Annotated in this window: 8 protein-coding genes and 2 tRNA genes; 4 read left to right on the top strand and 6 right to left on the bottom strand. The window is 59.6% G+C overall.

The window, feature by feature from the left end; all coding sequences use genetic code 11:
* Positions 1-155 precede the first annotated feature (155 nt).
* A complete protein-coding gene (locus ACVW0B_RS13160; protein WP_457394443.1) occupies positions 156-512 on the top strand; it encodes a HesB/IscA family protein in 357 nt (118 codons plus the stop codon).
* A 35-nt stretch (positions 513-547) separates the two neighbouring features.
* Here ACVW0B_RS13160 and ACVW0B_RS13155 read toward each other — a convergent pair whose 3' ends face one another.
* The 5 genes from ACVW0B_RS13155 to ACVW0B_RS13135 form a co-directional block, all read right to left on the bottom strand.
* Entirely contained in the window at positions 548-1,780 is a 1,233-nt protein-coding gene (locus ACVW0B_RS13155) for a hybrid sensor histidine kinase/response regulator (protein ID WP_457491900.1), read from the bottom strand.
* Between the two features lie 34 nt (positions 1,781-1,814).
* On the bottom strand, positions 1,815-6,137 hold the full coding sequence (locus tag ACVW0B_RS13150; protein ID WP_457491899.1) for a PAS domain S-box protein: 4,323 nt from the start codon (positions 6,135-6,137) through the stop codon (positions 1,815-1,817).
* 241 nt (positions 6,138-6,378) lie between these two features.
* Complete coding sequence (locus ACVW0B_RS13145; protein ID WP_011433247.1) at positions 6,379-9,168, bottom strand: cation-translocating P-type ATPase; 2,790 nt, start codon at positions 9,166-9,168, stop codon at positions 6,379-6,381.
* A gap of 134 nt (positions 9,169-9,302) precedes the next feature.
* Positions 9,303-9,374, bottom strand: a tRNA-Thr gene (locus tag ACVW0B_RS13140).
* 8 nt (positions 9,375-9,382) lie between these two features.
* Positions 9,383-9,468, bottom strand: a tRNA-Tyr gene (locus ACVW0B_RS13135).
* A gap of 240 nt (positions 9,469-9,708) precedes the next feature.
* Here ACVW0B_RS13135 and lysA point away from each other — a divergent pair.
* The 3 genes from lysA to ACVW0B_RS13120 all read left to right on the top strand — a co-directional run bounded on the left by lysA (position 9,709) and on the right by ACVW0B_RS13120 (position 12,983).
* On the top strand, positions 9,709-11,088 hold the full coding sequence (lysA, locus tag ACVW0B_RS13130; RefSeq protein WP_011433248.1) for a diaminopimelate decarboxylase: 1,380 nt from the start codon (positions 9,709-9,711) through the stop codon (positions 11,086-11,088).
* Positions 11,089-11,306: 218 nt separating this feature from the next.
* On the top strand, positions 11,307-12,230 hold the full coding sequence (gene cdaA, locus ACVW0B_RS13125; RefSeq protein WP_414328940.1) for a diadenylate cyclase CdaA: 924 nt from the start codon (positions 11,307-11,309) through the stop codon (positions 12,228-12,230).
* A 6-nt stretch (positions 12,231-12,236) separates the two neighbouring features.
* The gene (locus ACVW0B_RS13120) at positions 12,237-12,983 is read left to right on the top strand and encodes an isoprenyl transferase (RefSeq protein WP_011433250.1); all 747 of its coding nucleotides are present in this window, start codon (positions 12,237-12,239) and stop codon (positions 12,981-12,983) included.
* Between the two features lie 38 nt (positions 12,984-13,021).
* On the opposite strand, the gene ACVW0B_RS13115 is transcribed toward ACVW0B_RS13120, so the two are convergent.
* Complete coding sequence (locus ACVW0B_RS13115; protein WP_011433251.1) at positions 13,022-13,621, bottom strand: CPP1-like family protein; 600 nt, start codon at positions 13,619-13,621, stop codon at positions 13,022-13,024.
* Positions 13,622-13,788 lie beyond the last annotated feature (167 nt).

Here is a 13,788-nt window from a genome sequence, read left to right as displayed (position 1 = left end):
AACAGAAAGATCAACTGGTAGTAATCCGTACTGAACATATTATACATTATTTTCAGTATAGTTGAGCTTATTATTGACTAGAGTCATGCTCTCGCTGGCCGAGAAAAAACCCTTGATAGGATGGGGAGTAGAACGTACCCTTGAGCCTTCTCGTCATGATCACCCTGACCGATAGCGCCATCCAAGAGTTGAAGCGCCTGCGCAGCAAGTACGAAAAAGAGGGATCCCAGCCCATCCTGCGTCTAGGGGTCAAGCCGAGCGGCTGCTCTGGCCTCTCTTACGTAATGAACTTCGAGTCTCGGGCCAACCCTGACGATCATACCTTCGACTTTGGGGATATCCAGGTGGCAGTGGATCCCTTGAGCATGACCTTGATCAGCGGCACCACCGTCGACTTTTCCGAGGATCTGCTGGGGGGCGGTTTCCGCTTCAGGAACCCCAATGCAATAGCTAGCTGTGGGTGTGGCACCTCCTTTGCCACTGCTGAGACTGCTGCTGTCGTTGGTCACTAAAGTCTCAATCGCTGCCTCCCACCCGCCTTTGGGCGTCAACGGTTGGAGGGCTCTAGGCTGGGCAGCCAAAGGACAAACCAAGTCCATCCCTTCTGGCTGGTGACCCGGATTTGGCCCTGCAGATACTCCACCCACTGCTTCACCAAGGCCAGTCCAAGGCCGCTGCCCGGCTGCGCCCAGGGATCCTCAGAAGGCACACGGTAAAAGCGTTCGAAAAGGTGGGGCAGGTGTTCAGGCTCGATTTGGGCGGTATTGCCGACTCTTAACTCAACCCCACCGGGAAAGGCTTGCCCCTCTAAGCGGAGGGTTCCGCCCGGCTGGGTGAACTTACAGGCATTTTCCAGCAGTTCCTTCAGGATCAGGGTTAGCTGCTGCGGGTAGCTGTAGAGCACTGCGGGAAGTGAGGTCAGCTCCGCCATCTCCAGCTTCAGTTGCCGGGCTTGAGCCCGTTCTCGCACCCCGTCGAGCAGGCTTGTGCAAAGGCTGTGGAGATCGATGGCGGCAGCCGCAGAGCTCAACTCTTTGGCTTCTAGGCTCTGCAGATCCAGCAATCTGTTGATTAGCTCGATTTCAGCTTGACATTCTTCCAGGGCAATGCGGTGGTATTGGCGCTGCTTCTCGTCTAGAGGGGAGCGGCCCAATAGCTCCAGGGCCAACTTGATCTTGGTGAGGGGAGTGCGCAGCTCGTGGGAAACGCTGGCCAGAAAGCTATCCTTAAGGCGGCTGAGCTGCTGCAAGTCCTGTACCTGGCAGGCCAACTGGGCAGTGCGTTCTTGCACCTTGGCTTCTAGGGCTTGGTTAAGTTCCCGCAGGTGGCGTTGGGCTTGGCTGGCCTGGATCAGGTGGCGGATGCGCCGCTTCAAAACCGACCAGCGAATGGGTTTGGAAATGTAATCGCTGGCCCCGGCAGCAAAGGCTTCATCCACGCAGGACTCATCTTCCAGCGCCGTGACGATGAGAATGGGCAGATCCGAGTTTTGAGCATGGAGGCGGCGACAGCACTCAAACCCATCCACATCCGGCATGACCGCATCCAGCAAGACCATATCCACTGGGTGTTGAGCGGCTAGCTGCAGACAGACTTCGCCGCTGCTGGCTTCCAGGACTTGGTAGCCTTCTCGCTCAAGGGCGTAGCGAACCAAGAGTCGCTGGCTGGGCTCATCGTCCACCACCAACACCAACGGCTTCTTTTCAGGCGAGGGGGATCCCGCCTGGGCCTCAGGAACCGCTGGCGAGCTGGGCGGAGGATGGGGATTAGGCCTCAGCATAGGCATTGAGAGGAGAGGGAGAAAGGCTCTGCACTCAGAGACTAAGGATAACTTGCCGATATGCCACCTCCAGCTTCTGCAGGGCTTGCTCTATAGTATCCCATTTTACAGAACTGGCTGGCTCGGCATGAACCAGCTTTTCCAACTGCTGACACAGCTCGGCCAGACGTTTGGCGCCCAGGGTGCTGCTGCCGCCTTTGAGGCGGTGGGCCAACCGAGCAATGGCTTGGGGATCCCGCTGCTCTAGGGCCTGCCGCAGGGATCCCAATAGAGCTTCGCTGTCCTGCCGGTAGGTTTGGATCATCTCCTGCCAGGCTTCTGGAGAGCTGAAGACTGCCCGCATCTGGGCGAGGATAACGGGGTCGAGGGGCGGATCCTCTCCCTGGCTGGCCGGGATGGGAAGGGGAAGGGATCCCTGAAGAACCCGGACTAGGGCGGCTGGCTCCAAGGGTTTGGTTAGATAGCCATCTACCCCAGCAGCTTGGGCAGCAGCACGGCCTTCCGAAAACACATTGGCCGTGAGGACAACAATGCGAGGCTGGCGCTCAGGAGGCAGTTCAGCGCGGATGCGACGGGTGGCCGCAAGACCATCCAGCTCCGGCATTTGCATATCCATCAACACCAGATCGTAGGGTCGCAGGCGCAGAGCTTGGACGGCTTCCAGACCGTTGCCGACTATGTCGGGCCGGTAGCCCAATCGCTCCAGCATGAGGCGAATCACCTTCTGGTTAACCGGGTTATCCTCTGCCACCAGGATCTGAAGCGGGTAGCGGCTGGCCAGGGTCGCGTCCCAAATGGAGGGAGGAGCGGCGGGAGAGGAAGATAAGGAGGAAGGAGCTTTTTCTCCCACAAGCCCCAGCAGCAGCTTCCGCAGTTGGGAGGCTTTGACCGGCTTGGCCAAAGTGGGGAGAGGGTCTGCTGTGGAGATGAAGTTGCGCCCCGTCAGCACTAGCGGTAACAGGCGGGGTTGCGCTGTCTGCAGGTCAGCCGCCAGGGTCAAGCCATCCCGGTCTGGCAGGGTGGCATCCAGAAGGGCCAGGTCAAAAGGACGAGTTCTAACTGCAGCCTGGGCTTCTGCCGCCAAGGCACAACAGGTTACCTCCATGCCCCAAGCGCTCAGCAGTCGGGATAGCAACTGCCGTTGACTGGCGTTGTCTTCCACCAGCAAAACCCGCTTGCCGGCCAAGCACGGATCCGGTGCGGCGGTTGGCAACAGCTCCTGGTCTGGCCTCTTTAGGGGGATGCGAAAGCGAAAAGTGGATCCCTGGCCCGGCTGACTTTCCACCCCGATTGCTCCCCCCATGAGCTGGCAGAGACGCTGGCTGATGGCCAAGCCCAGGCCGGTGCCCCCAAACTGGCGGCTGATGGAGCTATCCACCTGGCTGAAGGGCTTAAAGAGGCGATCCAATTTTTCGGGGGGAATGCCAATGCCGGTATCTTGCACCTGAACGCTTACCCACTGCTTTTCGGGATCCCTCTCCCCGGCCTCGACGGTCACCACCACCTCTCCCTGGGGGGTGAACTTGATGGCGTTGCTGAGCAGATTGGCCAGGATTTGGCGCAGCCGGTTGGGATCCCCTATCAAGGTTGGCGGCAGGCTGGGATCCACCCAAGCCACCAGTTCCAGATCCTTGCTCTGGGCTTGGGCGGCCATCAAATCCAGCAGCTCTTCCACTAACTGCGGCAAGGAAAAGGGTATTTCCTCCAGTTCCAGTTTTTGGGACTCGATCTTGGAGAAATCGAGGATGTCGTTGATTAGGTTCAGCAGCACCTCGCCTCCATAGCGGATGGTCTGTACCCAATCCTGCTGCTGCGGATCCAAGGAGGTGTCCAGGAGTAGACTGGTCATCCCCAAAATGGCGTTGATGGGGGTGCGGATCTCGTGGCTGATGGTGGCCAGGAACTCGCTCTTGGCGCGGCTGGCGGCTTCGGCAGCTTCCTTAGCTGCTTTCATCTGCTCTTCTGCCAGCTTGGCTAGGGTGATATCCCGCCCGGCGGCGTAGATCAGGGATCCGGCCAAAAAGGCTCGCCACTCGATGAAACGATAGCTGCCGTCCTGGGTGCGGTAGCGGTTGACGAAGTGATCCAGCCGTTTCTCTTCGACAAGCTGCTGCATGGCGGCCTGCGTGGCGGGGAGGTCGTCCGGATGAACCCACTCCAAAAACGGTCGGCTCTGGAGCTCCTGCAGGGAATAGCCCAGGGTGGTCTCCCAGGCGCGGTTGAGACGGCGAAAGTACCCTTGGGCATCGGCAATGCAGAGCAAATCCAGAGCCACCGAGAAAAACTGCTCCAGCTCCGCTTCTGCCGACTTGCGGGCAGTGATGTCTACTGCGGTAAATACCCAACACGGGATCCCGCGCAGGACAAGGGGCTGCACAAACACGTCTTCCCAGACAACTCGGCCATCCTGCCGCTGCCATTGCCACTCAAAGCGGGCGGATCCCTGCTGGCGGGCCTGCTCCAAGTAGGACTGCAGCGAGAACTCCCCGCCCCGAAGAGCCTGGCGATAGGGAGACTGCTCGCAAGCGTCGAAGGCTCGCAGCTCCTCCAGGCTGGAGAAGCCATAGGCCGAAATGGCTTGGGAGTTGGCCTCCAGGATCTCGCTCGTCTCTGCATGGCGGATGAGGATGGCCACAGCGGCATTCTCAAACAGCGCCCGGAACTTCTGCTCGCTTTCCTGGACGGCCTGCTGGGATCGCACCCTGTCGGTTACATCGCGGACGATCACCACCACCTCTTGGGGGTTGAGGGGCACAATGCGCACCTCTTCGTGGCGGGTCTCTCCTTGAATCTCGATGCTTTGGTCGTAGCGCTGCCGCGTCTGGGTAGCTATAGCCTGCTGAACAAAGAAAAGCCGCCGCTCGGCCAACTCCGGTGGCAAAAGCTCCTGCAGGGATCGGCCCACGTAGGTGTCGGGTGAGCTATAGGGAACAACCTCGCCCCCCCAGACAAAGCTCAAGCAAATGCCCTGGCTATCCAGGCGAAAGATCAAGTCGGGAATGGCTTCTAGAATGGCTCGCTGCACCTGTTCAGCGGCTTTCAAGGCCAGCTCTGCCTGCTTGGCTTCTGTAATATCCCGCACGATTGCCAGGACTTCCTGGCTGTTGAGAGGGACAATGCGGGCCTCTTCGTAGCGTACCTCCCCTTGAACTTCAATGCTGTACTCGTAGCGCTGTTGGGTTTGGGTGGCCAGAGCCTGCTGAACATAGAAAAGCCGCTGCTCGGCCAGCGCTGGCGGCAGAATCTCCTGGAGGGATCGACCTAAGTGGCGCTCTGCTGGGCAGTCAAGATGGACATCGCCTCCGGAAATAAAGCTCAGGCAGATGCCCTGGCGATTCAGGCGAACAATAAGGTCGGGGATGGCTTGGAGAATGGCCCGCTGGGTGGCTTCCATTTCTCTAAGGGCCAACTCCGCCTGTTTCCGCTCGGTGATATCTCGCACCAGGATGTAAACTTTGTCTCTCCCGTGAGCGACAACGCAGGCTCTCCGATAGCAGCGGATCCCCGGCTCAATCTCAACTTCGTACTCTAGGTACTGCGGCGTCTGGCTGACCAAGGCCCCCTCCGCCAGAGATGGATACTGCTCTTTCAGCGAGCCAGTAAACACGTCTTGGGCGCGGCGACCCACGTAAAACTCAGGCGGATGTCGGGTGGGAACGTAAGGGGAAGGCTTGCAGTGAAGAATGACTCCCTCGGCGCTGAGCTCAAAAATCAAGTCGGGAATGGCCTCGTAGAGGGCGCGGTAGCGAGACTCGCTTTCCTGTAGAGCCCGCTCCATCTTGACCCGCTCGCTGATGTCGCGGCTGGTGATGAGGATCCCGTCTCCCACCGGCACCACTTGGTGATGGATCCAACTGGCCTTCAAGCCCGGCTGCCCCGAAATGGGGAACTCCTCTTCCAGAGGAATGCCGGTTTCCACCACTCGCTTGTATTTCTCAAAAAAGCCCCCCCAGCGGTTGATGGGCAGCAGCTCGCACAGCCGCTGGCCGATGATCTGCCGGCGCTGGAGGGAAATGAGCTCTTCCCCCTTGGCGTTGACATCCACAAAGACAAAGTCGCGGATCTCGCGGGTAACGGGATCCCGCACCGCCTCCAGCAGGTAAATAGCATCCAAGCTGGCTTCCAAGGCTGCCCGAAAACGAGCCTCTGGGCTGGGGGTGCCTCTAGGAGGTTGGAAGGGAAATCTTCGAGAAAGGGATCCCAGGATCCCTCTGAAGACAGAAAGCGGCTGACTTTCCCCCAGGCTGACGCCAAGCAGCAGGAGAGCCAAGAAGAGGGATCCCAGCAGCCAAAAGGCAAGGCCAGAGGGATCCACCAGGCCCACCGTTTTCCCTACCGCCCATAGCTCTCTGTGCATAGAACCCAGAGATTCCTGCCCCCTTTCCACAGTATCCCAGCAAGTCTTTCCAGCTTATCTTGGAGGTCAAAAGGGGAAGCTCAGCTAACTTGCGGAAATGGCCTCTATGTAATGGGCAGGATTCCTCAAGAGTGGCTTTTTGGGGAAATGAGTCTTGGCTCAAAGCTTTGTTTCTGGGTGCAGTAGGGAGAGAGACTCTTTATTGTGAAGATGCTTTATTGTGAAAAATAATTGTGAAGATTCAGCGGGATCCCTTGCGCCAGCGGCAATAGAGTTTTTCCAACTCCACCCAGACCATAACCACGGTGCTAGAGCCCAAGCAGATCAAAAGTTCAGTGCGGGTTAGCTCCTCTGTGCCAAAGAAGCTGCGCAAGAAAGGCACATAGAGCAGAGCCAATTGCAAGAGCAGAGTGGTCAGGACCGCGCCCAGCAGGTAGGGGTTGGAAAAAGGGTTGGTCTCGATGGTGAGCTTCTCGTTGGAGCGCACGGCCAGCGCATGGCCCATCTGGGCGATACACAGGGTGGTGAGGACCATCGTGCGCCAGTGGGGGATGTAGGCTTCCACAATGGCCATCATGAGGATTGTGGAGATGGCGAAGACCACGCCGATGCGCACCATGTAGGCTCCCAGCCCCTGGGCGAAGATGCTCTCTTTGGGGTTGAAGGGGGGGCGCTGCATCACCCCTGGCTCCGCCGGTTCCAAAGCCAAGGCCAGAGCGGGCAGGCCATCGGTCACCAAGTTCATCCACAAGATCTGTAGGGGTGTCAGCGGCACATCCCCCAAGCCCAGGATGGGGGCGGCAGCCACTGTCAGCACCTCACCAATGTTGCTGCCCAAAATGTATTTCACAAAGCGGCGGATGTTGCTGTAGACCACTCGCCCTTCTTCAATGGCGGCCACGATGGTGGCGAAGTTGTCGTCCAGCAGCACCATGTCGCTGGCCTCTTTGCTCACATCGGTGCCCGTGATGCCCATGGCGATGCCGATATCCGCCTGGCGCAGAGCAGGCGCGTCGTTAACCCCATCCCCGGTCATGGCCACAAACTCGTTTTGCTTTTGCAGGGCTTGCACAATGCGCAGCTTGTGTTCGGGGGCGACGCGGGCATAGACCCTGACGGTTTGTACCGTTTGCAGCAGCTCCTCGAAACTCAAGCGGGAGAGGGTACGCCCGTCAATCGCCTGATCCTCCGACTCGAGAATGCCCAGCTGGCGGGCAATGGCAACAGCTGTCAGTTGGTGGTCGCCGGTAATCATCAACGTGCGGATCCCGGCTTCTCGGCAGCGGGCCACGGCCTCTCGTGCCTCTGGTCGCGGAGCATCGTGCATCCCCACCAAGCCCAGCCAAACCAGGTTGTGCTCCACCTCTTCCCCGTTGTCCGGGATCCGCTCTAGCCTCTGGGTGGCTACCCCCAGAACCCGGATACCTTGGGCGGCCAGGCGGTTGTTGGTGCCGAGGATGGCTTGGCGATCGGTTTCCGACAGCTCCTGCCAAGTGCCCCCTTTCTGGATACGATCACACCGCTCCAGCACCAGCTCTGGGGATCCCTTGGTGTAGACGCAGTAGCCGCCGTTTTCTTGGATCACCACGCTCATGCGTTTTCGTTCCGAGCTGAAGGGAAGCTCCTGCACCCGTGGGTAGCGCTCCTGTAAAGAGCCTTTGTGGAGGTTGGCCTTGGCGGCTGCCACCAGCAGGGCAGCCTCGGTGGGATCCCCCAGGATGGACCAGGTGGGCGTTGAAGGGGGAGAAGAAACTGCAGACCGTGGGTTGCGACCGGCAACGGGTTGGAGGCTGGCCTGCAACAGGGCATCGTTGCAGAACACCACGGCCCGCAAGATGGCCTGCAGATCCGGGGCGCTCCCGGGATCTATGGGCTGGCCGCCGCAGTAGAAGGATCCCTTGGGAATGTAACCGCTGCCGCTGACGTGGTAATGGCGGTCGGGGGTAACGATGTCGGTCACCACCATTTTGTTTTCCGTGAGGGTGCCGGTTTTGTCGGAGCAGATGGTGGTCACGGATCCCAGGGTCTCTACTGCCGGCAGGCGGCGGATGAGGGCGTGGCGGCGCACCATGCGTTGGGTGCCAATGGCCAGGGTGACAGTGATAACCGCGGGCAGCCCCTCTGGTACCACGGCCACGGCCATGCTCAAGGAGGTTTCCAGAAGCGAGGTGAAAGGGGCCATACTCCCGGCTTGCAGCAACCCTATCCCCACCACCAAGGCCACCAAAGCCAGGGATCCCGACACCAGCACATTGCCCAGTTGGCTCATGCGCCGCTGCAGGGGAGTGGGCTCGTTTTCCACCGTTTGCAGCAGCTTCGCCACCTTGCCCAGCTCCGTGTTCATGCCGGTGGCAGTAACCAAGAGGATCCCTCGCCCCTGAATCACTTCGGTGCCCATGAAGGCCATGTTGCGCCGTTCCCCCAGCTCGATGTCCGGCGGGAGTACGCAATCTGCCTGTTTGGTTACAGGGGTGGCTTCTCCGGTCAAAGCTGCTTCCCGCACCTGCAGGTTCACGGCCTCGGCCAAGCGCCCATCGGCTGGGATCTGTACCCCGGCTTCCAGCAGCACGCGATCCCCCGGCACCAGTTGGCTGGCTGGAACTTCTTGCCACAGGCCATCCCGCTCCACCCGCACGGTAGGGGAGGCCAGTTTTTTCAGGGCCGCCAGCGCTTTTTCCGCCCGACTTTCTTGCAAATAGCCCAGGCCACCGTTAAGGCCAACGATCAACAAAATGGCCAGGGCATCTTTGGGAAACTCGCCTTCTTGCAAGTCCAAAGTGGCTGAGATCGCCGCTACGGCGATCAGCATCAGCAGCATGATGTTGCGGAATTGATCCAGCAGGACTTGCCAGGAGCTACGGCCAGAAGTGGTGATCAGCTCATTGGGGCCATATTGCCGCTGCCTCTGGATCACCTGCTGAGTGGTGAGGCCGCGATCGGGATCGGTCTGCAACTTCTGGATGGCAGCGGCGAGGGTGAGGCTATGCCAGGCAGGAACAGAAGCAAGGGGGGATCCATCCGGTGGGATCATCGCGACCACTCGAGGGTTCTTGCCGCATTTTGACATACTCCCCGCCCTCGAGGGGGAGGATTCTTGTCATCTCCCCAGTTGTTCGGGCCATAGCTCTTCTGGCGCCAGCGGCTGGGATCATCTTCAGAGCGCCAAGCCCACGACGAGGATCGAACTCGTGACCTCCCCCTTACCAAGGGGGTGCTCTACCACTGAGCCACGTGGGCAAAGCCGATGGTGGGCCGAGTTGGATTCGAACCAACGTAGGCGTAAGCCAGCGGATTTACAGTCCGCCCCCTTTAACCCCTCGGGCATCGACCCGTTGACACCGGTCTTTCATCATAGCAGAAGGTGTTGCGTAAGTCAGACACACTCCCACTGTGCCAATTGTCAGCCATCTCAAAACCGAGGAGTCAGAGTCGAAGCGGAACGAGGCAGCCCCAGAGCTGGGTATAAAGGGATCGGGTTAGGGCTGGGCACTTTTCAAGACAAACTGAATTTTTCAAGACAAACTGAATAAGGAACTTGATATCGTTTAAGACAGTTTTCTGACTCCTGACCATGATTTCGACCCTCGGCACTCCCACCCATCCAGAGCAGACCCTTTCCCCCAACCAGTCTTTGCGCCCCTTGACCAGCCGTATCAACAGCCGGGGGCACTTGGAAATTGGGGGGTGCGACGTGGTGGAGCTGGTGCGCCAGTTTGGATCCCCTCTCTACATCCTGGACGAATGGACGCTGCGCCGCGCCTGCCAGCTTTACCGCGACACCTGGGCCCGCTGCTACGCCGGGGGATCCCGGGTTTTGTACGCCACGAAAGCCTGGAATTGCCTGGCCATCTGTGCATTGGCGCTGCAAGAAGGGCTGGGGTTGGATGTGGCTTCTGGCGGGGAGCTGTACACGGCCCTGCAGGCGGGGGCCAAAGGTGAAGATCTCTATCTGCACGGCAACGCCAAGTCTCTCGACGAGCTGAACTTGGCCCTGGAGACGGGCTGTACTTTGGTGGTCGATAGCCTGTACGAACTGCAGCAGGTGTCGGCCCTGACCACGCCCGCACGGCCAGCGCGGCTGCTCCTGCGGGTTAACCCTGGTATTGACGTCCACACCCACGAGTACATCCGCACCGGACAAACCGACAGCAAATTCGGCATCGGCCAATGGCAACTGCCGGAGGTGTTTGACTTTTTGGCAGCCCATCCCCAACTGCAGTGCGTTGGGCTCCATGCCCACATTGGGTCACAGATTTTTGATCTACAGGGCCACCGCGACCTGGCGGGGGTGCTGGCCCAGATCTGGCGGCAAGGGCTGGGCAGAGGGTTGCCCCTACAAGAGTTGAATGTGGGTGGGGGCCTGGGGATCCGCTATATCGAATCCGATGATCCCCCCTCCATCCCGGAGTGGGTGGAAACTGTGGCAACGGCGGTGCAACAAGCCTTTGCCCAGTCCGGGATCCCTTTGCCCAAGGTGCTCTGCGAGCCTGGACGATCTGTGATTGGGCCGGCTGCCGTGACCGCCTACACCCTGGGAGGGCAAAAGCGGATCCCTCCCAGCGATGACCTGCCCCAGGGACGCACCTACATCACCATCGACGGTGGTATGTCCGACAACCCGCGCCCGATCACCTATCAAGCCCGCTATACCGCCCTTCTGGCCAACCGACCAGAGGCAGAGGCCACGCAGCGGGTAACGGTGGCCGGCAAGCACTGCGAGTCGGGGGATGTGCTGTTGAAGGATGTGCTTCTGCCCGCCCCAATGGCAGGAGAAGTGTTGGTGGTTTTGGCGACGGGGGCCTACAACTACAGCATGGCTTCCAATTACAATCGCTTCCCTCGGCCAGCCGCGGTGCTGGTCAACGAGGGAGAGGCCCAGTTGATTGTGCGGCGAGAAACTTATGCCGACTTAATCCGTCAAGATGTCTTGCCAGAGCGGTTGCTGCGTTGAAGGGGAAGTTTGCCCATACCCATCTGGTCAGTAGAGGCACAGCCTTTCCTGGCAGCGCCGACCGCAGCCAACGCACCTCATGCGAGAAAGACTGGAAGACAGCCAGGAGGTGAGTGGTAGGCTGGTCTGGGGGCCGCAGTCCAACAGGGGTTCTGAGGTGCAGAACGGCACCAGGCAGAAGGTCCGCAATGAGGGGAGCGTGAACGGGGTTTTTCGCCATGCTGGCGGCCTTATGGGCTTGGCTACAGCAGTTTAACTTTCTCAGCCTCTTGGACTGGGCTCTGGCTGTCTTTCTGTTGGCTTTGGCTCTCTACTACACCCGCGAAAGTCGTGCTGGGGTGCTGGTGAGGGGATTTATAGTGCTGCTGGTGCTGTACCTGGCCACAGCCTCTCTCCCCTTGGTTCACCTGATCTTGGATCGCCTGCTCCTGGGCGCAGCTGTAGCCATGGGCGTGCTCTTTCAACCGGAGTTTCGGCGGCTGCTGGAGCAATTGGCAAGAGCCATCCGCATGGAGTGGCCAAGCAACGCAGGCGATGACGAGGAGGATCCTGAGGAAGATTTGGTGGAAGAACTGGTGCAAGCAGTGCGAGAACTTTCCCAAAACCGCACAGGAGCGCTGATTGTGATCGAGCCGGAGCAGCCAATTGACTCGCGGGTGTTTACCGACAAAGGAGTACCTCTCCAGGCGCGGGTGTCGCGGGAGATCTTGCAGACCATTTTCCAGACTTCAACTTTGTTGCATGATGGGGCTGTGGTCATCCATCGGAATCGCATTCGCGCAGCGGGGGTCATCCTGCCGGTTTCGGAGCGGGCCGCCTCTCGACAGCTGGGCACACGGCACCGCGCTGCGATGGGGATCACAGAGCAGACCAATTGCTTGTGTATTGTGGTCTCAGAAGAAACGGGATCCATTTCCCTGGCGGAGGGTGGGCGCATCGAGCGGCCTCTGACCAGTGCCAAGTTACACGAACTGCTGGTACAGCGGTTGCGCAATCCCCGCGATGCCAAAAAACGAGATGCTCCGCTAAAGGGATTGTGGGCCCACCCCTGGTTTCGCAATGGGCCGCTGCGCTGGTGGGGATCCCTTGCCGATCTGACTAAACTCTTTCGCAAACCTGAGAAAACCCTCCCCGAAGACTGAATCTCCATGACCCTTTCTCCTGCCCATCTTCTGCAGTTGCCTGCCGACCTAGATCCGCAGTTGTTGCCCCGCCATGTGGCGGTGGTGATGGATGGCAACGGGCGTTGGGCGCAAAAACGGGGCTTACCCCGCAGTGTTGGGCATCAGCGAGGGGTAGCGGCCCTGAAGGAGCTGCTGCGCTGTTGTGATGACTGGGGGATCCCAGCCCTTACCGCCTATGCCTTCTCCACCGAGAACTGGGGCCGGGCCCGCGAGGAGGTGGATTTTCTCATGACTTTGTTCGAGCAGGTGCTGTGGCAGGAATTGGGGGAAATGGTGCAGCAGGGGGTGCGCATCCAGTTTGCCGGCCAGTTGTCGGCTCTGCCCCACTCTCTGCAGGAAACCATCGTGCATGCGGTGGCCTGCACCCAGCACAACAAGGGCATTTGCCTGACGGTGGCCCTCAACTACGGGGGACGACAGGAGATCCTACAAGCCTGCCGCTCCATTGCCACCTTGGTGCAGCAGGGGCTGCTGCAGCCGGATCAGATTGACGAGGCCCTCTTTTCCCAATTTCTCTACACCACCGGCTTATCGGATCCTGATCTGCTGATCCGTACCAGCGGCGAGATGCGCATCAGCAACTTCCTGCTCTGGCAGATGGCCTACACCGAGCAGTATTTCACCCCCATCCTCTGGCCGGATTTCGACCGAGCCGCTTTTCACCAAGCCTTGCTTAGCTATCAGTCGCGGCAGCGGCGGTTTGGCAGGTGAGGATGATCCCTGGTTGGATATCCGTTGCCAACCGGCAGCTAGCGCAGAAAGCTGGTCACCAACCACATCACCGTAAACGTGATCCCCACCAACAGCGCACCAGGAGCATCGCCACCGGTGAGGGGAAGGGCAATGCCGTAGGCCAACATCAGCCCCAGGCTCAGGCCCGCCAGGGCCAAGAGAAAAGCGCGAATGAAGCGGCGCTCTTTGCGGTACAGGAAATAGATACAAGCCATCAGCCCCAAGGCCAGTTGCAGCGAGGGGTACTCATCGGGAGCCAGGATAACCCAACCCCCCAGCCCACCCAGCAGCGCCGCAGGCCAGAGGGCATCGGCGGTAGAGGGGGTATCCAACCAGCGGCTGACCCAGGGGGGATTTTGGGCAGCAGGGCGAGGCAAACTCAGCTCCGGCTCAGGATGGGCAGCCCGTTGTTCGGCGTAGCGAATGCGATCGGGAACAGCGATTTTGCCCTCTTTGCGCAGGCGCAGGCGCTGCATCAGGATGGCATCGTAGGCTTGCTCCACCCGCTCTTGCTGCTGTTCATCGGCGCCCAAGCTGGCCAGGAGCCGAGCCCGCGCCGATTGAATCTCTTCAAAAGAGGCTTCTTCGCTAATTCCCAACACCTGATACGGACTCATCTCAGCCATAGCGACCAGCCCTGTAACTCTTTATCACCTTAACCCAGCCTGCCCGACCTTCGATCCGGCTACGTAAACTACCCGACACCCGCGCTATGCGCAGGGTGCGGGCTTTATCCCAATCCCTAGCGGCCCCAGAGGACAGCTAAGTTTCGGAATTTCAGGCG

Source organism: Thermostichus sp. MS-CIW-23, assembly GCF_054059455.1.
This window is presented reverse-complemented; position numbering and strand designations above follow the sequence as displayed.